Origin of the sequence: Citrobacter youngae (genome assembly GCF_003818115.1) — a bacterium.
Lineage (GTDB): Bacteria > Pseudomonadota > Gammaproteobacteria > Enterobacterales > Enterobacteriaceae > Citrobacter > Citrobacter youngae.
Genome location: NZ_RPOI01000027.1, coordinates 12,673 through 36,394 on the forward strand (window position 1 = coordinate 12,673; position 23,722 = coordinate 36,394).

Annotated in this window: 33 protein-coding genes and 1 pseudogene; 11 read left to right on the top strand and 23 right to left on the bottom strand. The window is 45.6% G+C overall.

The annotated features are described in order from the left end of the window. Positions 1 to 4 precede the first annotated feature (4 nt). The 4 genes from EHN13_RS20965 to EHN13_RS20980 form a co-directional block, all read right to left on the bottom strand. Positions 5 to 220 carry a hypothetical protein gene (locus EHN13_RS20965; protein WP_053389961.1) on the bottom strand — a complete coding sequence of 72 codons (216 nt, stop codon included), beginning with the start codon at positions 218 to 220 and terminating at the stop codon, positions 5 to 7. Then, positions 217 to 2,334 (bottom strand): phage terminase large subunit family protein, encoded by a 2,118-nt coding sequence (locus EHN13_RS20970; protein ID WP_101743207.1) that lies wholly within the window; start codon positions 2,332 to 2,334, stop codon positions 217 to 219. The genes EHN13_RS20965 and EHN13_RS20970 overlap by 4 nt, the downstream gene beginning before the upstream one ends. 3 nt (positions 2,335 to 2,337) lie before the next feature. Continuing rightward, on the bottom strand, positions 2,338 to 2,844 hold the full coding sequence (locus tag EHN13_RS20975; protein WP_115644301.1) for a DUF1441 family protein: 507 nt from the start codon (positions 2,842 to 2,844) through the stop codon (positions 2,338 to 2,340). A 225-nt stretch (positions 2,845 to 3,069) separates the two neighbouring features. After that, a complete protein-coding gene (locus EHN13_RS20980; RefSeq protein ID WP_124022018.1) occupies positions 3,070 to 3,411 on the bottom strand; it encodes a DUF6694 family lipoprotein in 342 nt (113 codons plus the stop codon). Between the two features lie 156 nt (positions 3,412 to 3,567). On the opposite strand from EHN13_RS20980, the gene EHN13_RS20985 reads away from it, so the two are divergent. After that, positions 3,568 to 3,927 carry a hypothetical protein gene (locus tag EHN13_RS20985; protein ID WP_124022019.1) on the top strand — a complete coding sequence of 120 codons (360 nt, stop codon included), beginning with the start codon at positions 3,568 to 3,570 and terminating at the stop codon, positions 3,925 to 3,927. On the opposite strand, the gene EHN13_RS20990 is transcribed toward EHN13_RS20985, so the two are convergent. Both EHN13_RS20990 and EHN13_RS20995 read right to left on the bottom strand, forming a co-directional pair. Beyond that, the gene (locus tag EHN13_RS20990) at positions 3,928 to 4,458 is read right to left on the bottom strand and encodes a hypothetical protein (RefSeq protein ID WP_197724102.1); all 531 of its coding nucleotides are present in this window, start codon (positions 4,456 to 4,458) and stop codon (positions 3,928 to 3,930) included. Positions 4,459 to 4,477: 19 nt separating this feature from the next. After that, positions 4,478 to 4,753, bottom strand: a pseudogene (locus tag EHN13_RS20995) (glycoside hydrolase family protein); the annotation flags it as partial. Position 4,754: 1 nt separating this feature from the next. On the opposite strand from EHN13_RS20995, the gene EHN13_RS21000 reads away from it, so the two are divergent. Further along, positions 4,755 to 5,267: a DedA family protein gene (locus EHN13_RS21000; RefSeq protein WP_167469978.1), complete on the top strand. Its 513-nt coding sequence runs from the start codon at positions 4,755 to 4,757 to the stop codon at positions 5,265 to 5,267. A 62-nt stretch (positions 5,268 to 5,329) separates the two neighbouring features. On the opposite strand, the gene EHN13_RS21005 is transcribed toward EHN13_RS21000, so the two are convergent. The 6 genes from EHN13_RS21005 to EHN13_RS21030 form a co-directional block, all read right to left on the bottom strand. Further along, positions 5,330 to 5,536 (bottom strand): hypothetical protein, encoded by a 207-nt coding sequence (locus EHN13_RS21005; RefSeq protein WP_124022041.1) that lies wholly within the window; start codon positions 5,534 to 5,536, stop codon positions 5,330 to 5,332. Beyond that, entirely contained in the window at positions 5,493 to 5,762 is a 270-nt protein-coding gene (locus EHN13_RS21010; RefSeq protein ID WP_124022021.1) for a hypothetical protein, read from the bottom strand. Before EHN13_RS21010 ends, EHN13_RS21005 begins: the two co-directional genes overlap by 44 nt. Positions 5,763 to 5,769: 7 nt before the next feature. After that, positions 5,770 to 6,384 (bottom strand): glycoside hydrolase family 19 protein, encoded by a 615-nt coding sequence (locus EHN13_RS21015; RefSeq protein WP_124022022.1) that lies wholly within the window; start codon positions 6,382 to 6,384, stop codon positions 5,770 to 5,772. Positions 6,385 to 6,539: 155 nt separating this feature from the next. Beyond that, complete coding sequence (locus EHN13_RS21020) at positions 6,540 to 6,821, bottom strand: phage holin family protein (RefSeq protein ID WP_116360802.1); 282 nt, start codon at positions 6,819 to 6,821, stop codon at positions 6,540 to 6,542. Then, positions 6,808 to 7,194 carry a phage holin family protein gene (locus tag EHN13_RS21025; protein ID WP_124022023.1) on the bottom strand — a complete coding sequence of 129 codons (387 nt, stop codon included), beginning with the start codon at positions 7,192 to 7,194 and terminating at the stop codon, positions 6,808 to 6,810. The genes EHN13_RS21020 and EHN13_RS21025 overlap by 14 nt, the downstream gene beginning before the upstream one ends. 159 nt (positions 7,195 to 7,353) lie before the next feature. Next, complete coding sequence (locus EHN13_RS21030) at positions 7,354 to 7,542, bottom strand: hypothetical protein (protein ID WP_124022042.1); 189 nt, start codon at positions 7,540 to 7,542, stop codon at positions 7,354 to 7,356. A 644-nt stretch (positions 7,543 to 8,186) separates the two neighbouring features. On the opposite strand from EHN13_RS21030, the gene EHN13_RS21035 reads away from it, so the two are divergent. Further along, positions 8,187 to 9,749, top strand: a complete 1,563-nt coding sequence (locus tag EHN13_RS21035; RefSeq protein WP_124022024.1) for a hypothetical protein — start codon at positions 8,187 to 8,189, stop codon at positions 9,747 to 9,749. Positions 9,750 to 9,790: 41 nt separating this feature from the next. Then, complete coding sequence (locus EHN13_RS21040) at positions 9,791 to 10,744, top strand: DNA adenine methylase (RefSeq protein WP_167469977.1); 954 nt, start codon at positions 9,791 to 9,793, stop codon at positions 10,742 to 10,744. 12 nt (positions 10,745 to 10,756) lie between these two features. Here EHN13_RS21040 and EHN13_RS21045 read toward each other — a convergent pair whose 3' ends face one another. From EHN13_RS21045 to EHN13_RS21055, 3 genes are read right to left on the bottom strand one after another with little or no spacing between them, the layout of a single operon-like run. Next, complete coding sequence (locus tag EHN13_RS21045) at positions 10,757 to 11,110, bottom strand: antiterminator Q family protein (protein ID WP_124022026.1); 354 nt, start codon at positions 11,108 to 11,110, stop codon at positions 10,757 to 10,759. 11 nt (positions 11,111 to 11,121) lie between these two features. Continuing rightward, a complete protein-coding gene (locus tag EHN13_RS21050) occupies positions 11,122 to 12,162 on the bottom strand; it encodes a DUF968 domain-containing protein (RefSeq protein WP_124022027.1) in 1,041 nt (346 codons plus the stop codon). Next, positions 12,159 to 12,518 (bottom strand): RusA family crossover junction endodeoxyribonuclease, encoded by a 360-nt coding sequence (locus EHN13_RS21055; protein ID WP_124022028.1) that lies wholly within the window; start codon positions 12,516 to 12,518, stop codon positions 12,159 to 12,161. The genes EHN13_RS21050 and EHN13_RS21055 overlap by 4 nt, the downstream gene beginning before the upstream one ends. Before the next feature lie 83 nt (positions 12,519 to 12,601). Between EHN13_RS21055 and EHN13_RS24610 the strand changes: the two genes are divergently transcribed. After that, the gene (locus EHN13_RS24610; RefSeq protein ID WP_167469976.1) at positions 12,602 to 12,796 is read left to right on the top strand and encodes a hypothetical protein; all 195 of its coding nucleotides are present in this window, start codon (positions 12,602 to 12,604) and stop codon (positions 12,794 to 12,796) included. A gap of 53 nt (positions 12,797 to 12,849) precedes the next feature. On the opposite strand, the gene EHN13_RS21065 is transcribed toward EHN13_RS24610, so the two are convergent. Both EHN13_RS21065 and EHN13_RS21070 read right to left on the bottom strand, forming a co-directional pair. Further along, positions 12,850 to 13,095 carry a hypothetical protein gene (locus EHN13_RS21065; protein WP_124022030.1) on the bottom strand — a complete coding sequence of 82 codons (246 nt, stop codon included), beginning with the start codon at positions 13,093 to 13,095 and terminating at the stop codon, positions 12,850 to 12,852. 48 nt (positions 13,096 to 13,143) lie between these two features. Further along, positions 13,144 to 13,374 (bottom strand): DinI family protein, encoded by a 231-nt coding sequence (locus tag EHN13_RS21070; RefSeq protein WP_124022031.1) that lies wholly within the window; start codon positions 13,372 to 13,374, stop codon positions 13,144 to 13,146. Between the two features lie 588 nt (positions 13,375 to 13,962). Between EHN13_RS21070 and EHN13_RS21075 the strand changes: the two genes are divergently transcribed. Together EHN13_RS21075 and EHN13_RS21080 are read left to right on the top strand one after the other, a co-directional pair. Further along, the gene (locus EHN13_RS21075) at positions 13,963 to 15,393 is read left to right on the top strand and encodes an AAA family ATPase (RefSeq protein ID WP_124022032.1); all 1,431 of its coding nucleotides are present in this window, start codon (positions 13,963 to 13,965) and stop codon (positions 15,391 to 15,393) included. Beyond that, positions 15,393 to 16,247 (top strand): DUF4435 domain-containing protein, encoded by an 855-nt coding sequence (locus EHN13_RS21080; protein WP_124022033.1) that lies wholly within the window; start codon positions 15,393 to 15,395, stop codon positions 16,245 to 16,247. Before EHN13_RS21075 ends, EHN13_RS21080 begins: the two co-directional genes overlap by 1 nt. Positions 16,248 to 16,548: 301 nt before the next feature. On the opposite strand, the gene EHN13_RS21085 is transcribed toward EHN13_RS21080, so the two are convergent. The 6 genes from EHN13_RS21085 to EHN13_RS21110 all read right to left on the bottom strand — a co-directional run bounded on the left by EHN13_RS21085 (position 16,549) and on the right by EHN13_RS21110 (position 19,749). Continuing rightward, positions 16,549 to 16,920, bottom strand: coding sequence for a DUF977 family protein (locus EHN13_RS21085; protein ID WP_124022034.1), 372 nt, complete (start codon positions 16,918 to 16,920; stop codon positions 16,549 to 16,551). Positions 16,921 to 16,925: 5 nt separating this feature from the next. Next, positions 16,926 to 17,342 (bottom strand): PerC family transcriptional regulator, encoded by a 417-nt coding sequence (locus EHN13_RS21090; RefSeq protein ID WP_040230714.1) that lies wholly within the window; start codon positions 17,340 to 17,342, stop codon positions 16,926 to 16,928. Between the two features lie 15 nt (positions 17,343 to 17,357). Continuing rightward, a complete protein-coding gene (locus tag EHN13_RS21095; RefSeq protein ID WP_082031712.1) occupies positions 17,358 to 17,903 on the bottom strand; it encodes a replication protein P in 546 nt (181 codons plus the stop codon). Next, complete coding sequence (locus tag EHN13_RS24405; protein WP_181900249.1) at positions 17,815 to 18,726, bottom strand: DnaT-like ssDNA-binding domain-containing protein; 912 nt, start codon at positions 18,724 to 18,726, stop codon at positions 17,815 to 17,817. The genes EHN13_RS21095 and EHN13_RS24405 overlap by 89 nt, the downstream gene beginning before the upstream one ends. Before the next feature lie 252 nt (positions 18,727 to 18,978). Continuing rightward, positions 18,979 to 19,533 (bottom strand): toxin YdaT family protein, encoded by a 555-nt coding sequence (locus EHN13_RS21105; RefSeq protein WP_124022043.1) that lies wholly within the window; start codon positions 19,531 to 19,533, stop codon positions 18,979 to 18,981. A gap of 3 nt (positions 19,534 to 19,536) precedes the next feature. Then, positions 19,537 to 19,749: a helix-turn-helix domain-containing protein gene (locus tag EHN13_RS21110; RefSeq protein WP_003832309.1), complete on the bottom strand. Its 213-nt coding sequence runs from the start codon at positions 19,747 to 19,749 to the stop codon at positions 19,537 to 19,539. Between the two features lie 105 nt (positions 19,750 to 19,854). Between EHN13_RS21110 and EHN13_RS21115 the strand changes: the two genes are divergently transcribed. The 4 genes from EHN13_RS21115 to EHN13_RS21130 all read left to right on the top strand — a co-directional run bounded on the left by EHN13_RS21115 (position 19,855) and on the right by EHN13_RS21130 (position 23,674). Then, on the top strand, positions 19,855 to 20,235 hold the full coding sequence (locus tag EHN13_RS21115) for a helix-turn-helix domain-containing protein (protein WP_101742086.1): 381 nt from the start codon (positions 19,855 to 19,857) through the stop codon (positions 20,233 to 20,235). 217 nt (positions 20,236 to 20,452) lie between these two features. Next, positions 20,453 to 20,665 (top strand): hypothetical protein, encoded by a 213-nt coding sequence (locus EHN13_RS21120; RefSeq protein ID WP_124022036.1) that lies wholly within the window; start codon positions 20,453 to 20,455, stop codon positions 20,663 to 20,665. Positions 20,666 to 20,713: 48 nt separating this feature from the next. Then, a complete protein-coding gene (locus EHN13_RS21125) occupies positions 20,714 to 21,052 on the top strand; it encodes an RrF2 family transcriptional regulator (protein ID WP_232034684.1) in 339 nt (112 codons plus the stop codon). Positions 21,053 to 21,193: 141 nt separating this feature from the next. Continuing rightward, positions 21,194 to 23,674, top strand: a complete 2,481-nt coding sequence (locus tag EHN13_RS21130) for a 3'-5' exonuclease (RefSeq protein WP_124022037.1) — start codon at positions 21,194 to 21,196, stop codon at positions 23,672 to 23,674. The last annotated feature ends 48 nt before the right edge of the window (positions 23,675 to 23,722 follow it).

Genomic DNA, 23,722 nt, shown 5'->3' on the forward strand with positions numbered 1-23,722 from the left:
TGCCTTACAGAAAGTTAGCGAGTTTGAACGAGCCGCTGCGGTTTGAGACAGCGCGCCAGCGCCTTTCCCAATATTCAAGCTCGTCACGCAGGGCTTTTGGGTCATGGTTGGTAATTGCCCGGCCATTAACCCCCGTGAATGACACGCTTTTACCGTCCAGAGAATCCCGGTAAGCCTGGCGCACAGTTACCAGCATCTGCTGAATTTCTGATTTCGTCACAGCCAGCCTCCGTTGTCACTGACACCCAGCCAGCCACCAGAAAGCGGGCTGGGCTGTTCAGTTACAGAAACAGGAGACGAACGTACAGGTACCGTTTTTTTCACAGCAATCTCCCTGGGGCGATCCCCGTCTATGATGTTTGAATTACTCTCCTGAGCGGCAGCCCAAGTCGGGGGCTGTTCCCAGTCCCGGATTTTTTCATAACCACGCAGGACAGCGACGGCATGGGCATAACAGAAAAGGTCAAAGGCTTCGTTATTACCTTTTCCGGGTTTGCGCCATTTTCCGTCCGTACCGCGTTCTTCGTAGGTCAGTTCTTCGTAGAACCACTCCCCCAGCCAGTCAGGAAAATGGATATACCCGGCACCGGGTGTTTCACGCTCAAGGTTGTTACTGAGCTGATCTTTCAGCAGGTCTGTCTGCAACAGATATACCGGAACCTCACCACGCGCATCCGCCCGGCGATCGCTTCGGCCTGTGTTGTCAGGGTGCGTTTTGGTAATGATTTTCTGGCGTCGGGTGCTGTCACCTTTTATCAGGTAAACCCGTTTACCCAGTCCGTCACGACGACACTGGCGCCAGAATTTATAGGCGTTATCCGTTACCCCATCTTCCCCGCCGCTGTCGACAGCCATTGCAAGAATGGGCATCCGCCGTGAAGGGTCTGACTGCAATGCATAGGTTTTTTCGAGGACATCCGTGATGAGCAGTTGCCAGTCTTCCGGATAGGATCCGGGATGCACCTGCTGTGCCTCACCATTTTCATCACAACGCAGGGACTGGCGGATGTTATAGCGGTCCACCAGCCAGCGTTCGCCGTTTTCACCGTACCCGATGATCTGGACGACAAAACGGCGCTTCTTCCCACCCTGCACATCCACCGACGCCAGAAGAAAACGGACTTTCGGCGGCACAAGTCGTTTGCCATAATCTTCTGCCCGCAGCATCAACACGTCAGCACGTCGCTGCTCACTGGCTGCACGGGGAAGATAAGGAAGCCCCCAGTCAGTATTAATTACGGTCTTGAGCGTTTCTTCGCTTCCGGTGGCCTCATAGTCCTGTTCCGCCGTCAGTAATTTGTAGACCAGTTGCGCCCATGTCTGGTATGCCGCCGCTGGTCCCTCCATCCAGAACGAGGCAATGCGCGAGCGTCGGGCTTCTCCGGTGATGTTGCCCTCACGGTCGATAGTTTGTCCCTCTCTCAACCAGACACCCTTTCCGTTCAGTTCCCGCTTCCTGTCGGCGGTAATCATGCCGCTACAATGCGGACAATCAATATGCGCCGCTTCACTGGCCTTTACCGGGTCAGACGTTTCCCGGTAGCCTGTCATCGCTTCCATGGCTGGTTGAAAGTATTCCCCGCAATGTGGACATGGCCAGTACCAGCGGCGACGATCGCCGCGGTTATATAAAGACAGGATCCCGGTCGTGGGAGGGGCTTCGTGAGGTGACTTTCTCCGCCACTTCGTATTGGTGATTTCCCTGCCCGGTGAACTCTCGACCAGCGTCATCCCCGCCGACATAAAGGTGGTGGTACGTTTTGAAGCAAGCGAAAATCCATCCCCTTCCCCGTCGATATCTTCCGGGAAGCGATCGTAATCCGTCAGCGCCACACACTTAAAATCTGAGGATGACATGATGTTGATAGACGGCCAGCCTATCTTCAGGTAGTTCCCGGCAAGGAAAGTCCGGTCATGCACGTTGTTGTCATTGCGTGAGGGACTCAGCCGGCATGCCACCTCCGGGCTGACACGAAATGTTCGGGCCAGACGTTTTTTGGAGTGTTCGCGCGCTTTCTCTTCCGTCATCTGAATGATGAGCATGTCAGACGGATCGCAGACAACGTTGTACACCACCCAGCCATCAATCAGACCAATGGTTTTACCCGTTCGGGCAGGGCCAACAAAAATGACAGCATCATATTCTCGTGATGCCAGGCAGTTCATCGGCTCCACAACATAAGGGGCTAGATTAGGATCCCACTCAACGGAGTTACCCACGCCGACCGGAACACGCATATATTTATGTACGGCTTCGGCTACAGGCATTCGACGCGGTGCTCTGATGATCCCGGCAGTGTTTTTTCTTAGCTCCGCCGCCGTGGCCTGTCGCATGGCTTACTCCTCTTCTGGCGAACTGTCCTCCTGTTCCGGCGTATCTGCCTGCTCAACCTTCAGGGCTATCTGATCCCGCAGGTCATCGATGACTTTTTGCACCCGAACGACAGCTGCGGGCGTCATCGCACAATCACGTTCAAGAATATCCGGCAGCGTTTCCAGCACCTGAACGACGGCTTTTGCCATCGATGAAAATTCTCGGGTCACTGTCGATGCCGGGATTAACTCACCTGTTTCCTGCTGGAATTTAAGCCTCTCGCGTTCAGACTGAAACCATGCCTTACGATCCGGCGGCAACATCTTATCGATATCCACCAGCTCGGGTGCCGTGGTACGGCCCAGCAGTTCCCGAAGAATATCCACGACAGAATAAAGCTTGAGACGAGAATTACTGCCAGGAGCAGGCTCAATGTTATTCAGCTTGCTGGAAATCGTCTGACGATGAAGATCGGTCACCGCTGCCAGCTGATTGATATTGAGGCGAAGGTTTTTCAGTTCGTTATCCATGATGATGAACAATATTTAACCATTTCGACATCGTGAATAATTTCACGACCGAAATATCAACAAGTTAAGGGAATGATGATGATGCCGATAAAATGCAAAAAACTAGCCGTTTTCCGCGTGTCCTCGCCCCCTCGGTGTTCAGAATCGCCAGGAGGACCCGCACAAATGATAGTAATTATCAATTGATAAGGTATAAAAAAGGCCGCTAAATGCGGCCCATTGTCGTTAGTTCTGCTGATGTTTTTTCAGTAGCTGTTCTTTCTTTTCCCGATAGCTATCTGCCTCTGAAATAATCTGTTCGGCAGTCTTTCCATTCAATATTACTAAACGCATTTTATCGGAAGAATAACTGCCATCGTTATTAATGATGGCCTGAGTATCGTAATAACTTAAAGTATCCAGAATTGCTGATTTAAGTTCTTCTTTCTTTGCATCAGAAAGTGACTCAATAACCTTCTCGCCAGAGTAACGCAAAGACTCCTGGCTTGAACCATCAAACTTTGGCGAGTTATCACAACCGGCAACGAGCAATGATAATGTTAACGCAATTACATATCTGATTTTCATTTGGTGACCTCATCCCTAACGGTAGGAGAAGCCTAACGAATAATCACGATGTATCATATAGTATTATCGCAGGCACTCAGTGAATGCCTGCTGTAATGCTCTATGAGTTGGGTTCGTTAAATGATATGTTTCCAAATATAACCATAAGGAGATGAAATGTTTAATTTTCTCAAAACACTCAATAGACTCATCAATCAACAAACCACCCAAGAAGTACCGCAGGAACATTCAACCGAGCAGCTTCTTCAGTGGGCTACTGGGTGCATGTTAGAAGGTTTGCCGGACGAGTTTTATGAAGCGAGAATTTTCTGTTTCCGCAACATTGACAATGAAGGACGTACCGCAATTGCTTCAATACATGACGTCAAGTTAACCATGGAAAGCGAATACACTCCTTTCTCTCCTCCCGATGATCTTTACGCCACACATTGCATAGAGAAAATTCTTGTTGGAAATAACTGGAGCCAAGCAACTATAACTTTCAACCCAGAAACGACAACATTCACATGGCAATAACTATCTCTGCTTTGGCGAGGCTTTGGTGTTTTCAATTTCCCGTATTCCGGCAAGTTGGTTGTTCCCCTTCTCAATGATGGCCAGCAACGGCTCAATCCAGAGAACCACCTGACAATACGTCATTGAGCTGGCGGCAAAGGCACTATCAGCGGCTGCGTTAGCGTCCCCGGAATCGGCGTGCATTGCGCTGGTACGTAAACGGTTCGCGTAGTTGAGCAACCCACTAGAGACATCAGCAGGAACAGGCAGATCACAGGTTTTTTCACGTCGTAGAATCTCCCGATATTCGATAACTGTCTTTTCGGTGCCAGCATCTATCAACAAGTTAAGACGGTTGGCGTTGTCCGCTATCTGGTTAAACCGGTTGAAGCTCAAAGCCTGCGTGGTTATTACCGTCGCCTGTAGTGCGTTGTCGCTGCGCAGTACCCGGTTATCACTCTCGGACGTGGCCAGTACCGCATTGCTGCGTACTAGCAGAACAGAGAGCACCGCAATGATGGTTACGACGACCACCAGCAGGATCACGACAATCGTAATTTGTTGATCTTCATCAGAATACGCCCGAAACTGACACCGGAATGCCAGGGTTAAGCAGTCCAAATCCATCATCCAGCTTTTGTTGTTTTTCGCCCCACAGGCAAACCTCACGCTCAATCTCGCGGCGGGTGATTAATCCTTTCCACTGCTTACCACCGGCATATGTCCAGCGCCGCAGTTGCTCGCATGCGCCTTTCGAATCACCCTGGTTGATTTTTCGTGAGGTGTTTAGGCTCGATTGAGCCATATCACGGTTAAATAGCAAAGGAATCTTAACAGGAGCAATTACATTGATGGAGTGGATAAACGCTTTGATGAACCATTTCGCGCTTCATCCATTCCGTCTGTGGGTGCTTCTTTTTGTTATCGCGTTCACAAAATCTACGTTCCTCATTTCAGCGGTATTCCCGCCAGCATCTGTTATGGTGGCCACTGTAATTTCAGTCGGCAAGACGACGCTTTCACCATGGGAAGCAGGAATTGCGATCATGATTGGCGCATGGTGCGGGACAATCGTTAATTACCATCTTGGTATAATGGCGGGACATCTACCTTGGCTTGCACGCATAACGTCGCGTCATGTCGATACAATAGTACGGGTTCGCCGTCAGTTGCAAAATAGTTCTGTGTCGATACTTTTCACTTCACGCTTTATTGCCGTGCTACGTTATATTGTGCCCATGTTGGCTGGAATGTTGCGGCTTCATCCAGCGAAAGTGTATGCAGTCAGTTTGATCTCCGCGGCGAGTTGGTCAGCCCTTTATGTTGGAGGTTTTAGTCTCGTATTGCCTCTTTTAAGCTAAACCGATCATACATACCTTTCTGTCGCTGTAGTTCTTTCATCTCGTTATAGATGCAATGCGCGTTACTTAGGTTCTCTACGTTCAAGACCTGACTCCTTCAAGCAGTTAGCCTGTACTGATTTGTTGTGCGCCAGAATGTCCCGCTTCGTCTGCTTATCCAGCACGGCAATATCGTGCTCAGTGAGGTAGATGATGCTTACCCAGTCACAGGCCGTGTCCGTTACTTCAGGTTTTGCGGGTAAATCTTTCGCGCAACTCGCGGTCAACATCGTCATCAGGAAGATGATTAACAGTCTGCTGTACATCCCTGGCTCCTTTTGTTGTTTCTACCCGGCGTTCGGCTACCGCTTCAGTAGCTGCTGCACGTTCTTCAGTGCGCTGCTGGTCCGCTTTTGTTTCGGCGATACTTGTACCGCGTGATTTACCCAGACCAAAAGCACCTGCTATTGCAGCCAGCACAGCAACGGCCAGGCCGATAATCATTTCAAGTCCCATAGTGACCTCATACCAGTGCGGCTTTTGCTTTGGAGTAACGTTCACGGCGGTCGTTAATGCCGTTCTGCCCGCCGTTAATAATCTGCGTTACACGTTCCACATCACCCGAATACATCAGGCAACCGCGTAACGTGAAGTACCACGCCGCCGAACGAGCTGCATGTCGCTCTTGCGTTAGCAGTTCCGGCGTACTGACAAGATCAAGCTTCAGTGCTGCACCGCATTTGGTGTAGTTCTCACGACCAGTGATTTGAAGCAGTCCACGACCGCGATATTTCCAGCCGTCACCCTGGCTGTTATTCCCCATGCGGTCACCGTAAACCAGATTGGCTATTTGCGGCTGGTGAGCGACCTGCTTACCATCGACACGCCCCAGCATTTCGCACTGATACGGCGTCAGACGCTTACCAAAGGTTTTCTTCAGCCCCTCAACCGAGTAGTTGAAGCTTTCTACCAGCGAGGTAAAGCCATTGGATTCGTGCCCGACTTGTGCAATGAACATGGCTTGATCATTAACCGCTGTAATTCCAAACTCTTTCATTGCCGCATCAATATGCGGAAACCAGCGTGCAGCCCCCCCGGCGCTGATACCAGCCGCCTGCTGAAATTGTGATTTGTTCATATGTGTACCGGATTAAACCACTATTAATGGTAGGGATTAGAATTCACCTAAGATGATGAAATTCAATTTAATTTAAGTCACAATGAGACTTAAGATAAATCCTAATGGTTTCATCTTCTTTGCGGGTTGTGGCGATGTCGTTGCGACTCGCTTTTTTATTTGTGAACAGCATCAATGAGTCGCGCTACGTTACCTCTGACGGCGGCCAGCACAGACAGGAAAATAATGTTGGCCCCAATAGTGGCCCACGATGAGTAAGGGTAGATACCGCACAGATACGCCAGCGGTACGGCACTATAAATGACCGTAAGCAGCCAGGCTAAGCGAGATATCCAAGGTCGATGCCGGGAATCACCGCGACGGTAAAACATCAGGGTCAACACTACCCCAGCGCAAAGCAGCGCATTGATTGTTGCCGATGGGTCATTTAGTACCACCTGAACCTCCCCGGCGCGTTATCAGCGCCACCAGCGAGCCGACATCCTGATTATTCAGGAACGTCAGGATTTTGACGGCTAAAGCAGAAACGATTACGGCGCCAATGGCATCCAGTGGTTTATCACTGTATCCGGTCGCCTGAGCCAGCTTTGAACCCACCAGCCCGGAACAAAGGATCCCTGCGATATACGACACCAGAAAATACGCCAGCCGACGTGTTGCGCTCAGGTCAGCAGCCGTTGCAATGTAAAATACCGCTCCGGCAAATGCGCCAAACACCACGCCGTAATCGGTTCCGGACAGGAATCCATAGACACTGGCACCCGTCAGGACACCACCAGCCAGCCCAGTACCGGAAATCGGATCGGACATTTAGCCCCCTCTTAATTGCTGTGAGTCCTCTCAGGAATGAGGGGAAATAGGTTCAGGCTTCACGGGCTAGATTTATCAACAAAGCACGTAGCGGATGATTCCCGTGAGCCTGAAATGAAAAAGGCCGCCATGCGGCAGCCTCGAAGTAAGTACGGTTGTTTACATTGGTGGAGTGATTGGGCCTTGTAGCACTTCAGCTTCACCGTTATGGCAAATGTCATCGCCTCTGGTTAGATGCCAGACTCCGGTCACCGTCCTGCCGGTTTCAATGTCTTCAAATTCTTCAGGAGTGAAGTACGCCACCTGTACAACACCGACATACTGAATCCAGTAATAACCTTCTTGCATATACGCACCCATCCCATCCTAGTTACTGAGCAGTATATGCATTGGACAATGCCGCTGGCGTTAGAAATTCTACATGTTGAATTAAGCAGCAAACTCGTAGCGTCAGCCTTTAAGCGCAGTACGCTCAATTCTGCGTGCTCACCTTATTGCTGTGAGTCCTCTCAGAACGAGGGGAATAAAAAAGGCCGCCCTAAGGCAGCCTATAAAATTTTTGTTTGAATTCACCACAATGACGGATTGCGTTTATTGTGATGAGGTTCTATGTAGACAACGTACTCATGAGAGGAATCAGCGGCCCGAGTAACTGGAATCTGACACCCGGTGCTCATATTGATGAACTCAGTTCCCTCAGGAACCATCACCGAACCTACATTTGCATTTTTGTAGAATGCAGTAAGTTTGATAGACCTAGTTTTCTGGTTTTGCATATTACAGCTCCTTGTAAGGCGGCATCACTTCTTGTGACAAAGATCACATTATCAAGGGTACGTTTTTTAATCAATAAAAACCCGCTCAGTGCCGGATTCTTATGTTTTAAGTCCGTGTCTAAGTGACCACTCTTAGCAGGTTACGATACTTTTTGCGTACGCGGTAACGTTTTTGTAAGATTGACAATATTGTGAGCTAATTCGTTGAGGGAACATATGTTTGGCCGAATTTCTTTGACTACAAAATCCTTGTCTTCTTTGCAGCTTGACACCAGCAACCCAAGACTTCTTGGTTATAAAAAACAAGGAAAGTTACAAACTGAAAAAGAAATAATTACATTAATGATGACACGTTACGGTATACGTGAATTAGTAAATTCCATTCTATCTAACGGGTTTTATCCAGATGAGGTTCTGTATGCAATACCGAATAAAGAACACCCTAGCAAAAGAATCATTGTCGAAGGAAACAGAAGGTTAACTGCCTGTAAAGTAATACAAAAACCAAGTTTACTTAAAGATACTCCTTTTTCATATCTCATCACAAAAATTGAACGCCACCCTAATTATAACCTCGCAGTAGAGACAATAAAAAAATTACATCTTATTGAACTGGGTAGCCGTTCTGAGGCCAGAACATATATCGCATCTAAACACACTAAAGAGTCTATTAAGAAGTGGAGTGTTTACACCCAAGGTGCATACTATATTGACTTGCTATTAGAATTTCAGGACATTAATGCATTAAGAGCATCAATTAATAATAGCGTTGCCGCAACCAGGATTAAAGGTGTTATCTTATTCACACGATTAACAGATCAAATTCTAACACTACCTACCTTATCAACGGAAGAAAAAGAAAATCTACTTAATGATATTGATAACATTAAGACAGAAGCAGTCTTTCGATTGATTCAAAGAAAAGATTTTAGGCGCAACATCGCAAAAATCAACCTTAGTTCAGAAGGCGACATCATTGTAAAAAACATTAGCAACACTGCTTACAATCATGTTCTCGCAAGATTAGCTAGAGATGCTAATTTCACAAAGAAATTATCTACACGTCAAGAAAATGACAAAGACATTTCCGCTTATTTAGAAGAATTAAGGGAAATCAAATATCAATTTACCTCACCGGAAGATGTTTACTTAACGGATGACAATGAAAACGATGAGGCGACATTTGATATTTCAAATGAGGATGAGAATGATGAAACAGACTCAAATGAACAGGAACCCCAAAATGATGATACTATACCTTTACCCCTACCACCAACAATAAAAATAGTTAAGAAAAAACAATCGGTTTCACCATTAAAAAAAACAACACCTTTGACTAACATTCATAATAAAATCGATGATTTAATATCAGAAGCACGAACACTGAATTGTTTTAAATACAAACACAGCGCAATATTATTAAGTAGAACATTATTACAAGTTACCATGTCACATATTATAAAATCATCTGATTTGCATGGCCATTATATGGCTGAGGCAAATCGTAAACATGCCTACCTCGAACTGGATAATTTACTTGGCTATTTTTCTAACAATTTGAAAGGTATCTTTCCGAATGAAAGTGATGAAAGTATGTACAAGCTCATTCGTTCTGAGCTGAATAGTTACAAAGACACTGGAAAGACGATAGCTAACCTCGTCACGCACAATGACATACATCCGCTTACTTTACAGGAAGTTACGCACGCGCAAGTTAAATTACAATCTCTGATGGATTATTTTTTAGGCAATATTATCAGTGGCCATCGAGCCGCTTAGTATGTATAATCAGTAATATTAAAATGTTTGAGGTTTTTAGTATGCTCACTTATGACTCTAGCCAATTGAATTTATTAAAGAAAAGAACTTTTAGTTCACAATTGGGCATACCTCATATTTCTCAAGATGTTTCTCCGCTCAGATATCCAGGCGGCAAGGCAAAGCTATCAAGATTCATAGCTTTATTTATCGTATCTAACAAACTTAACGGCTGTACATTAGTCGAACCTTTTTGTGGAGGAGCGGGCGGCACCTTACCACTTTTGCTATCGGGGTTAATAGATAAACTAATCTTAAATGATTTGAACCCTTGTGTCGCATCATTTTGGCGCTGTTTAGTTAATAACCCAAGTTCATTAATAAACTTAGTCGAATCAGAGAAAGTAGACATTGAAGCGTGGCATCACTGGAGAAATATTTATTTTAATCCAGAAAGTCACACAGATATTGAGAAAGGGTTTGCAGCATTTTTCCTTAACCGGACTAATCGTTCAGGAATGCTGCATGCGGGGCCAATTGGAGGGCGTGAACAATCACATGAAAAATACACCATTGATTGTAGATTCAATAGACCAGCATTAATAAAACGTATTGAAATAATCTCTCAATATTCAAAAAAAATAAAAGTTACGGAGCAGGATGCCTGTGATTCACTAAACAGAAAAACAGTAGATGATTTAATTTATGCTGATCCTCCATATGTACAAGAGGGGAAAAATATATACAATAAATTCTGTTTTACAGATGATGATCATACTCGCTTTGCGAAAAAAATAAAAAGAAGCAAAGCACATTGGCTCTTATCGTATGATGATCATCCGTTAATACATAGACTTTATTCATCAACTGGGATAAACATTGTGGAATTATCCTATGCGATAAATAAAGCTAGAATCGGTAGAGAACTTCTGATTGCATCTGCAAATTCCCGGCAACCTGTTTTAAGGGTACATGAAGATACAGATGCGCAGATTTATGGTCATTCTGTGGTATAAGAACTATTGCTCTTATACCGTTTTCAATATCATACAGTGTACCCCATTGATAAACCCCAATGCTGTTTGCATATCTTTTCTTACCGTCCCATCTGAACATTTTCTTTTTTTTGCAATCACCCTTAACGAAATACCCACAACAAAGTGGGCAATGACCAACTCATATTCATCTGGCTTGTACTTGCGTAATCTAGATACACAGCCATCAATTAAAATACCTTCATCATCGTTACATTGAAGTCGTGACTTTTTGCCATGTGGAAGTAATCCTTTAAATCCTGCAGCAATTGGTTGCCAGTCCACACCGCTACTGTCAGCTGCAGCCCATGCTCCCCAACGATCCATCACTTCATACATATCACGCATCAAACATCTCCTTACGCCAGAACACCAAGCCCATAAGCTCGGTCCAGCACTTTCATTATCATTACCGGCTGAGGAACATATTTTTGCTCAAACTTCACCGGGTCGTTATGTAGTTGCGTATGGCACTGACGGCACAAAGGGATCGCAAAAATATCATGCGCCTTCGTTGCCATCCCTCCATGCCCCCAGCCGATTAAATGGTGTGGGTCATCTGATGGTTTGCCGCAGCATTCGCAGGGCTGTGTTTTAACCCATTCCAGATATCGGGGGGCCGTCCAGCGGATCCGCTTTGGGCGTTTCATATAGGTTTGCGGGGACTCAAGATCGACCAGAACACCAACTACAGGTTTGAGCGCAGGCACCTGCGCTGATGGCATGTTTACGGTAAACGTGCTGGCTTTGGCTGTAATGATGCTGGTGGCGGTTACACCCGTTTCGATATCGCATTCACGCATGACTGACTGATGTTCCTCCGAAGGAATACGAAGCGCCCGACCGGCTACTGATTCGGGAATTGCGTCGGTAACCCCCATACGTACCGCCCACCAGCAAAGTTCCGCCAGCGACAGTTCTCTGGACGGATCCTGATTCAGCGCCACCATGATGCTGTTGATAATCCAGTTAATAACATTACGTCTCGCCAGCTCTGCAAGTTGCTCGCTGTAGTGGTCACGCAGATGGCTATCACAATGCCCACACAGAAGAACCGATCCGGGTTCATGATGTAGGATGGTTAACTCATGATAATGGTAATCACTGTGTGGCCACTGGCAGCAGTTACCGCCATAACGCATAAGCCAGTAATCAAGACCACCTAACCCACCAGCAGCCTTTGTAACCTTTTCGTCCAGGAAGAACGGTCGCAGGGACTCGTCACACGCAAGCGGCTGGCGAACGTCAGGAACGCGGTCTGCAGGCAAACGCTCCATACCTGCTGGCTGGCTTTCCACCAGCACGCGTTCACAACTGAATAATGACATCAGCTCACTGCCCGGCTTGAGCAGCACAATTCCAAGCTCACGTGCAACCACGGGTTTTAGCAGCGCCCTCATTCTGCTATCTCCCCGATAATTATTTGTCCCTTCTCTCCCCATAATTTAGTGACACGTGAATCCCAGATGTGAGCGTCATCTTCGTAGATGGCATCCATCAGGGCTTTCATCATGTTGTCGAAATCAGGTTTAGCCTGGTGTGGTTTACCGTTTAACTCAGCCCGTTTCTTTTTGCTCCAACTCGCCGGCATCGGAAGAATAAAGGTGACATGCGAACCGCTTTCCGGCAGATCAACACTCTGCAGACGTACTTCATCACAGAAAGCCCGGTAACGCAGAACCTCAGGGCGATTTTTCCATTTGTCAGCGCGCGTCATTCTGGGCTTACCCATTGGGGTGATATCGTAGACTTTCACATTCACCTCCATGTCCGTTGTTGCCAGGTTCTGTCCTGACACGGAGGCTTAGATACCTCTGGCAAGAACGCGCTGATCGTCCAATGAACGAAGTCATTATCCAGACTACGCACGGTCTTAATCTGCTTTGCGTGATAGCGGGCTTCCAGTTCGTCAGCCTGCTCAGTGGTGAGTTGGGTATGTTGAAACCAGCTTTTCTTCATAACGCACCTCTGGATGCGGCAAAAAGAAAATCGCTGGCGTTGGTTAACGTCAGTACGTGGGATTTCTTGAATTGATCTTGCGCCATGGGGCTTTCTCCTGTGGCGCAGCAGGTATAGGTTGTTCAGGCCTATGACGGGAGTGTAACAGAATTCTGGGTAACGCGATAACCAGCCCTTTCCAGCATCTGAGTAAACAACGTCGGTGTACCAATAATTTCATTATCCTGAAGAGGCATGAAAGACACCATGCTACCGCGACGGTACATCAGGGCGCGCTCACACTCAGGAAATGATTGCAGCCTGGCAACGATGACTCCATCGTGACATCTGATGACTGCGTAGCCTTTTTTGGGCAATTCTAATTTTTCTTTCACTTAAACTCCCCCATGCAAACGGGATCAAAGTAACACCCAAAATAATTTTTAAAACCAGTCGTCAGCACTTTCCCAAGTTTTCTGGAGGATTGATTCAATTTTCTTTTTGTCGTCCTGGTCACCGCCAAAAATACTTAACCCATCGGCACCTGCACTGCGTATGCTCAGGCTGCAGTTCTCATACTGGTTTCCCAACCTCATAAGCAACTTTTTCTCCAGCGCAGGTACCGCACCCTTAGGAAGTTCTTTAGTGCGATCAATGGTTAATTCAACTTTCATAATGGCCCCCATTGCACATACTGTATTTTTATACAGTATACCTATAAGCCCAAATGATCAACGATTTAAGAGCACAAATTGTTAATTTATTGTCAGGAGCTAAAGATAGAAACCTCCCATATCGAATTGATATTAGCGATGTTTTATTAAGCATCTAACAAGTTCTACTGAGAACGCTCCGACAGTTAAGCTCCTACAAAACCTCCGTGGCTGATGGGAGTTCAGTGCACAACCACCGTATAGGCTAAGTGATAGTGATAGTGATACACGCATTCTGACTAATCTCTAGAGAGGCTTAATCAGTTTTCCAGAGATCTTTTTAACAACACCATCAAAGTTCGATTAAAATTAATCAAACCACGATCCATCGACTACTTCATTACACATTTGTTAGCGATTTAATGATTGCAACAGTCAATTATTTTTTATCATTTCATGCTGAACTAGCTGCAATTATCTGAATCATGATATTTACTTGCATAAATTAATGCATTACTATAGAGACAAAATTTTAATAAGTGAAATTTTTTATTATTTTCTTTCGCTAGAAGTATTTTTTATATCACAAATCATTCAATCGGAATAATCATGGAAAATTATCTAAGAAGGGTTTCAATCACAAGTCTATTTGAAAGAAACAATAATTACTCAATTGACTTTATTGAAGGTGCAAACTGTTTATATGGCGATAATGGAACAGGAAAAACCTCCATTATAAATCTAATAGTCAGCAGTTTAAACTGTGATCTAGGAAAACTTAAAACATTACCTTTTGAGTCGGTTACATTGTATACCGCAAAGACAGGTCAAGTAAGACCCAAAAAGTTCATGCGAGTTGAAAAAAACGCTCCATTTTTCGAAGGACACAAATTCCAGCCCGGTATAATAAAAATAGAAATAATTTCTGATATGGATTCTGTTGAAATACCTTTCTTTGGAAATGGGAGTTTACCTACTCCTTGGGATGAAACTGAAAGTTCCATTTTAGCAAAAATAGAGATTTTAAAAGATAAAATAAAAACAGAATTAACATTAACGCACGTTCCATTGTTGAGGGTACATGATAGCGAAATATTTAGTGAAAATGGACATGATGAATATTTGCAAATGGCTCTTCGTAAAAAAAGAGTCAACCCTAAACAAATTTCTGAAATAATGGATCCAAGCTATAGAGTTATATCATCGATACAATCACAATTTACTGAAGAAGCTAATTTACGTCGAAAGGAGATAACTTCATACCTCGAAAATCTTAAATCCAGAATAATTGAAAAGGTCATGATTGATCAAAAATTAATTACGCAATCCAAAAAAGCATTAAATTCTATATCTAAAGTAATGAATAGCCCTGACAACAACATTGATGGAGAGAGCTATTTTCATAAACTAAAAGACGCTAACATCGACGTTCCTGAAGAAAAAGTAAAGGAACATTTCCAATTGTGGTCTGATCTTGGTGCAAAATGTCGTGCAGATTATAATGAGCTTAAAAAGTATAGCGTATCTAATAACGATAAAGATATAGAAGCACAACGTAAGGCGCATGATAAATTCAATAATACATATATGACACTATTCTCTATAACTAATATATATGATCGTTTTCTGTCTATTGTTGAAGATGTTGAAATCATGCAGAATCAAAAGGATCGAATTTGGAAAATATTCACAGATTATGAGAATGAAGTTAATTCATACTTTAATAATTCCAAGTCTTTTAATTTAACTGAAGATGGTGAATTCAAAATATACTCTAACAAAAGAAGAATAAAATTACCCGACCTTTCCTCTGGGGAGAAGCACATCATTACTATTCTTGGCAGAGCCACTTTATCAAATAAAGATGGGGCTGTTTTTGTTGCTGATGAGCCAGAGTTATCTCTGCATTTAGATTGGCAAAGAAAGATTTTAACATCCATAAAGAAATTATCACCGTTATCCCAAATAATAGTTGCCACTCACTCTCCTGCTATTTTTACAAAAGGAACTAACCAAATCAATTTAGAGGATTGCAAGTGATGGCTGGAATTCCTACTTATGATATAGAAGAAAATTTAAGAAGGATAGACATGCAACGCTCCTTGAAATTTGTTGTAGTTGAAGGAAGCGATGATGTTCCGATTTATGAAAACATTGTATCTTCCGTCACTGCGAACGGTGTCGATTTTGAAGTTATTCATTCAGGTGGGAAACCGCGAATTAAGACGTTTCTATCTGAAAACCCTAAAGCAAGAAATTGTATATTTATCATAGATCGCGACTTTGATATTTTTGATGACGAGTTTGAGAACTTGGTATATCTTGAGCGATATTCAATAGAAAACTTTTACTTTTGCGAAGATGTTTTAAAAGCTGTAGTGGCAATGTCTGTAAAAGTAAAACTTAATGTCGCTCATGAAATATTAGATTTGCAAAGTTTTATTGATTACAGTACTCCTATATTGCTAAGGCTATTCTTTGCAATATATTACTATCAGCAGGTAGAAGCAAAACGATTGTTTGAAAATAATCTTCCCGTTGAAAGTTGGAGCGAAGCCTTTATATGCCAAGATGACAATTGGAGAATATGCCCAAATAAGATTCAGACACTTATCTCTCGACTATATCCAAATGGATATGACGAAACCGTGGCTGAAAATTATTATAATGAACAATATACCTCTTCCGGGAAGGTTATAGAAGACTTTCCCGGAAAAATGCTCAAGGTAGCACTTCAGCGATACCTAAAGGATACAGTTATAAAACTAAACCCCAAATTTGGAAGTAAATTTAGCAACACTGATGTTACTTGTACATTACTGATGTCTAATTTACATCGTTCCCGAGATCTAAACAAAAATTTGGAACCAGTTTATAATTTCCTTTTAGGATAAATGCTCCCCCTCAACAACATAAAATGTTATTGAGGGGGAATTTCACTTATTTCCATTATTAACAGATCGTTTATGGTAAATATGTTAACTAAATTCAGATAATTGATTTAATGACATCGCAATAGAAAAATTTACCTTTCAAGAATAACAATCATCAATAAGCAAGTAAAAGGAATAACAAATCAAAATATAAATAAAAGACTAATATCATTACGGCATGATTTCAATTAACAATTCAGTCATTGATAGAGCTTGATTATAAAAATCAACAGTATATTATATAAAATAATATTTATTTAACCTAATTTAAGAAATCAAACACTGTAACAGATTTTAATGCTGGCATCCTCCCCACGATTTCAATAACCCGGCGCATAACTGCACTTCCCCGAAAATCTGCTGGTAACTCAATCAGAGGTTTACTCGAGCCGTAAGAAAAACGCTGGAGATCGAAATCAATCACAGCCTTTTGGTCCCTGAACAAACCAAGACGACCGTAACGAATGAGTTCGCCGCGTTCGGCTGCTACGCGGAAATACTTCTCAGCAGTCTGACGATGCAGCGACAACATCTGCGATGCCTCGCTAACGGTTAAGCGTCCACGGATTTTCACCTCTTCGATGATCACCCGGATAAGTGCCGCCTGCTCTTCTGGTGTGTTTGGCCTTGGCATGCTGATCACCTCCGGGCCATACGCAGGCATTCATTTCGTTGCTGCGCTATACGTGAAACTTCAGCTGAACTACGGGCAATGTCTAACATGTCGGTATATACCTTTGCCGCGCGCCGCCAGAGTCCTCGGGACTGCAGGTCTTTCGCCATTTTCTCCGCTAATTGCGTTTCAACCGGATCGCTTTTCTCTTCCATGAAGGGCAGTTTTACGTCAGGTAATTCTGCATCCGGAGCGATGTTATAAACATACTGAGTTCCGTTGTGAGTTCGCAGAACTGTGCCGCTAATAGTCAACGCGCGCAGAAACTTACCTGCGGTACCGGATGGAATATCCAGTGCTTCACATACGTCACGTAATATGCAGTTCGGGGTATGGCGCACCACTATCGCTACCCGGTCTTTCTGAGAGATTTCTATGGTCATTGGTCAATACTCGTTTTAGTTAATTAAACCTGCCGCTTTGCGGCGTTTGTATTCTTCCATCAGTATTTGCGCTGGCGTTGGTCCCGCCGGATGGTGCGGCGCCGCCAGTTGACGTCGAATTGGTGGCACACTTAGTCCATTACCAACATGCTTCGACCACTTCGTAAGTAACTTTTCCGCCAGTCGTTTCAGCTCCCCCTCTGTCATTTGTCGTTCTACACCGGTTCTGCGCATTTCGATGCAGATGTGATACAGCACTGGCTGAGGCCATGGATATTTATCGCTACCTGAATACCGATATGACTCATTGCGCCAGCGCCGGTATTCCGTCATAACCTGTTCCGACGTCAGTCCGAATGGATTAGCTCCACTCTCCGAAACCAGAGAAACAAACTCAGCAAGGTCAGGCGGCCATGTATTTCCCATTGCGCAGCGCTCCATGCACTGCTGACAGACCAGCCGAATTTGCTGTTCAGTCATCGAACCTATCTGGGCTATCCAGATAGGCGAAGGCTCCGCCCCGTTCTTCTGGGTCCATCGATTCGAATACACCTCCCCCATGACCTGCCACAGACGCCAGGCTGTTTCCGTCGCCATCAAGTCCATTCCTGCGGCGCCACTCTGCGTGGGCTGACTGAATTTGCTGAACTGCCCGGGATGCTGTTGGTTCTGATCCTGTTCCCACATGACTGTTACCTCCGGTTTCTGGTTTTACCTGCGTTCTCACCCGGGCTACATGTCGGGCAAATTTTTGTTCCCACTGGATTTGCGTAAAAACTTTCCCTTCCGACTCCCAGTACGCGGTGAATTCTGCGAGTTCAGTCAGAAGGTAATCTGGTTCAGGCAGGGAGATACCCCACGATGCGGCACGCTGTCGGAAGTCTCTGGAGGGAAGCCAGCTATCTGTCATGCTGAATTTCCCGATCGGTTCATCAACACCGTCCAGATATCGGGGCATGGCCGGGGATGGTAGTTCCTCCCCATTCGAATTTTTCATCGCGCCCGCGTTAAGAGAGGGGTTTAAGATCTGTTTACTGCTAACTGCTTTCTGGATACCTGATGGCAAAGGTTTAGCCAAAGACTTAGCCTTATCCTTAGGCAAGGCGAAAGCCTTATCAAAAGCCATCCCCATAGCGTCAGAAACCCCGTAGCAGGCGGCTTTGAGAGCTTCATATGCTTTATCTTTCAGTGAACATTCAGGCAGTAATTCAAACGATCTCGCCCATGATTTGATCACGTTCACTGATGCTGGCGGGTTATGTTTGACCGCATTAGGCAACCAAAAAACTCTGGCTTTAAGGTCGGCTTCCACCATACCTAACGCTATGGCTTCGCCTAAGGCTAAGTCGAAGGCTTCAACATCCCAGTTTAATTCTTCAGCCATAGCAGCCCTCCCCGCCTTATACAGGCCGGGGATGATCCCCGTGAATGGACCAGTTAGCAGGTAAATAAACAGACTCTGCCCACTTGGCGGGAGTGGTGATAAGGCTCGAAATTTCGGATCATCCCACATGGTGATCTTCACCTTCCGGTAAGGCTCGTTGCTAGCCTTACTCTTAGGCATGGCCTTAGCCAAAGGATTAGGCATACTTCACCCCGCGAGTTGCAGTAATAATGGTCATTGGTCAAAACTCGATTAAAACAATTGCGGCGCTACGGCGCTTAAACTCGCCAGTAGTGGTCCCGCCGCGTCAGCAGGTAGCATGTTGAACAATGCGATTGCCGCTTCACGAATTTCCTTCTCGAGCTTCTGTAACGGAGCGCCGATTAATTTGGCCTGGTGTGCCTCGCTGCATTCTTTGATAGCGCTGGCCACCAGCTCCGCTTCTGTGCTCGCATTACTTAACCCGTGCTTTCTGGCAATCTGAACTGGCATAGCAGCAATGATTGAACCTGACAGCTGCATAACGTAAGCCGTGTATTTTTCTGATCCCCCTTCGTTTTTCAGATACCGGAATAAATTCTGTTTATTAACAGTAATTTCGCGGCCATCTGCTTTAGCCCACTCTTCAGCCACCAGCTGAGCGATCCGTTCCTGTGCCTGTCCTGGTAATGTCGATTCCCATTCACGAACGGCGGCCAATATGGCACGGTGCTGAATGCCGTTACGGCGCAGGGGTTTAGATTGATTTTGCGATTTCACCGGAGCGGTTACTCGTGGTTTATTATGGGTATAAGCTACTGATTGCATCATTCAGACCTCGCTTTGTGGCGGAAATACACTATCAAGAGAGCAGGTGCGCCCTAACTCGTTAAGCTTCTCCACAATCAATCTGCATTCCGGTAGGCCTGGTTGGCGTGTTCCGTTCTCATAATTTGAGAGCCTTGACTGACGCCACCCGAATAATTTGGCTAATTGCTCTTGGGTTAAACCGAGCGCTTGCCGTTCTTTGGCGATGTTGTTCATCTTGTCCTCACATATAGTGTTTAGCTGAATTAAACACACAATGTGTTAGATAGTCAAGACGAAACGTTCTTTGAGCGTTAACACGTAACGTGGTAAAAATCAGGAATGAATATAAACACTGCAATTGCCGCCAGACTGAAGCAGCTACGCGAACAGAAAAATATGTCGCAATCTAAACTCGCAGAGTTATGTGGGTGGGCTCAGTCACGCATCGGGAACTATGAAGCAGGTCGCCGCAATGTTGGCGTTGACGACGCTATAACGATATCTAAAGCTCTCGGCATTAGCCCGGCTGAGCTAATGTTTGGTGATGATCACGCCGAATCATGGTTAACGCCAAGACATCGTAAGTTGATAACTCTTTTTGACCAGTTGCCGGAGTCTGAACAAGACAGAATGATCGATACCTTTCAATTACGGCTGAAAGAAATTGATGAGTATGTTGAGAAATACCTTCGGGGACGATTAAAGCCAACTGACGACTAAGCTACAATTTTAAGCGCTCTAACCAGCCTCCTTGGCTGGTTTTTTATGCCTTGCCCACTCCCTTTTCCCATATCGTTATCATCCTCACCACCTTAAACACATGCTGTGTTGACTTTTAAACACATTTAGAGTTTAAATATAAACACATTTTGAAAAACGTCATCGAGGCAGGACGCCCACGAAGTAGCTGCCGGCGGCATACGAATCACCGGATGAGATGACAAGTATTAACACGCAGCAGGTTCAACGTTCCGCCAGCCTGGCGACAAGGGCAACGCAAGAGGATAAATCCATGATCGATTTCGCACGTAAACCAGTGCGGTGTCAGGCCGTACATCTAAATCGCATTGAAGTAATCATTCGACTGATTTGCTACATGCTTGCCCAGAAGGGCGCCCCGTCTGCCGACCAACAGACTGCAGTTCGTTAATAACGAGTTTGACCAATGGCTGTTGCCAGTATCAGTAAGGAAGTGACTATGGAGTTTGGAATGAAACGCGTGGTGGCATCTGTTCAGGTCGTTGCCATCCTCAACAGGATTTACAACGGCAGCCCTGTTTCCATCGCATCTATCAGTAAGGAATCAAAGCTGTCTGTGTCTTACCTCGAGCAGATTTTCTCGAAACTGCGCACCAGTGAAATCGTCACCAGCCAGCGTGGCGCTGGTGGCGGGTACCACCTTAGCAAAGCAAACCCCAGCGTGGCTGACGTCGTTCGCGCCGTAACAAACACGCCTGATTCATTTGAACCCGTGCTGAATGCTCTGGAGTGGGTCCCCGTCGCGCATCTGGCGCAGGGAAAATCACCTACCCCATAAAGCACAAAACCCGCGCAAGGCGGGTTAAGTACCCGGTCAGCCGACCAAAGCTTTCCGGAACGAGTTTTGACCAATAACCACTACCTTAGGCGGCGATCATCAGCTGCCGGGTATCTTACAATCCAATGGAGCCCGAACGCAATGTTAACGTATGCGTATCTTATTAAAGCCAAAGCGAAAGCAACTGAGGCAAAAAACCTGTTTTGCTGGTTCTCTGCGAAATCAGATTCCCGTGCAGAGCGCGAAATCCTCAATATTCTCGAAGACAACGGTATTGCCGTCGGACGTGGCGCTGACTATCAATTACCTGTCCGCACCAACTGGTTTGTTGTTGACGATCTCCCAGAGGAAAACGCACTCGATGACACATGGTGCGATCGTTACGAACTGGCAGAAGACCAGCAAACATGGCAACCGAAACAGAAGCCTGATAATGAAAATCAGGGGGCTACCGGCCAGCAAAAACCTGAAACCGCCAGTACTAATGTACCCACCAGCGATGCACCAGCATTGCTCCGCCCCATATCTCGCCTGCGCCTGTCTCAGCGACTGATTGCGCACCTGGTCAATGACACTGAAGAGAAGGAAATCAGTGAAGCGCAGCACATCCAGATCGGACAAATGGAACTGGACGAAAATAATCTCTATGTACAAAACCTGTTACTGGCCGTTGCGAATGTGCCGGCTGTGAAAGAGCTTTCTGCTCATGTCGAGTGGAACCTGGCAAACGCAATAAAAGAAGTCTTCGATCGTGAGCTGGTCTATACCGTCTCTTCATTCGAGGAATTTATTACCGAATGGATTGCGGAACCGAAAGCGCGGACTCATACCGTGCAGGAGTGGGTTAACGATAAGAAAGCACGAATTGTGGGTGATGAACCCACCGTTCCACCTGTAACGCCAGAACTCATTACCGTTGCGACTCTCCCGCTACGCCAGCGCCTTTTAGCTCAGTTTATTTCTGATGAATATGCTTACCATATTGATACTGAGCAGAAGAAAACCATTCAGGAACTTGAGCTGGATGTGGATAACAGCTACGTGCAAAACCTGCTACTTGCCGCCGAGAATGTAGAACCATTCAAAAAAGCGCCAGAGATCGATATCTGGAAAATTGTCAGCGCGCTGAAAACTATTTTCCCTGTTGATGGCAAACGAGTGGATCTCTCTACCGTCATTCATTTCTTTAAAACTTGGTTCAATACTGAACACATTGACCGTGGGTTGCTGGTTAAAGAGTGGTGTAAGGGCAATCGTGTGTCACAGATTCAGCGCACTGACACTGGAACGAACGCTGGTGGTGGCAATAAGACCGATCGCAATACCGATTATGCTCATACACTGGATACGCTCGACGTTGAGATTGCGCTGGCCACGCTTACAATGGATTTCGATATCTACAATATTCCGGGATCTATTCTCCGCCAGGCTAAAGAGATCATCGCAGCCAAAGACAGTCCATTCAAAGAATGGTCCGCAGCACTGCGAAAATGTTCTGGCATCCTCGATTACTCGCGCGCAGCTATTTTTGCATTAATACGAGGCGCTCATCCCTCTTATTACCTTTCTCCCGGGCGCTTATCCGGCTACATCAATGCAAATCTGGTCGAAAGCGATCATCAAAATCCCACCGATGAAACACTTGCTGCTGCGCGCCAGGTGAATAGCGCTGCTGTTGTCGCTGCTGTAGTTCAGGGGAAAGAGCCGCTAGAGAATCTGGAGAAACTGTCCACTGACTTTGCGACAGTGGGGGCATTGGCAGCAAAAGCCGCAAAACAGGAAACTTCAGAATTAATCAAACAACCTGAAGTAGCCAATCTCGGTAACGGCATATTTTCTGTCGATGGCCTGATGAATCCCCCTGCCAAATTAAACGAGGAAGCCACCAGCGATGTGCAGATGGAAGAAACTGACAACAACGAAATCAAAGCTAATCCTGAAGTGTCTCAGAGCGAAACAGCAGTTTTGCCAGTTAAAAGCGCTGATGCAACTGGTGACGCGTCAGCTTCCCTGAATAATGAACCCGTTCACCATATTAATACGGATCCCCTGAACGCTTTTTATACTCACCTGATGGTTGGTATGGAAACTATGGGCAACAGTCCTGATGCCCCAATAGTCTCTATCGGCGCTGTATTTTTTGATCCTTCAACTGGTAACACTGGAGCCGAGTTTTACCAGGTTGTCAGTCTAGAGTCATCGATGTCGTTTGGCATGAAACCGGATGCCTCGACAATTCAGTGGTGGTTAAAACAATCTCCGGAAGCCCGTTCTGCGATTCTTGTTGATGGAGCCATGGGGTTGCGCGAAGTCCTTGAGCTTCTGTCCGACTTTATTGCTGAAAATGCTGCTAACGGTAGTCACTCCGTTCAGGTATGGGGTAATGGCTGTTCGTTTGATAACGTCATTCTCCGCCGCGCGTATGTGTTAACAGAAACGCCCTTCGCTGTTCCGTTCTGGAATGACAGGGACGTAAGGACCATGGTTGAACTGGGTAAATCTGTCGGTATCAATCCGCGCTTCGACATCCCGTTTGAAGGTGATTTGCACAATGCACTTTCTGACGCCCGGCATCAGGTCAAATACGTCTCTGCAATCTGGAAACGTCTGACCGCAAACTGATTTTCTAATTTCACAATTTATGGTTCCTGCCTGGTATGTTTTTACAGG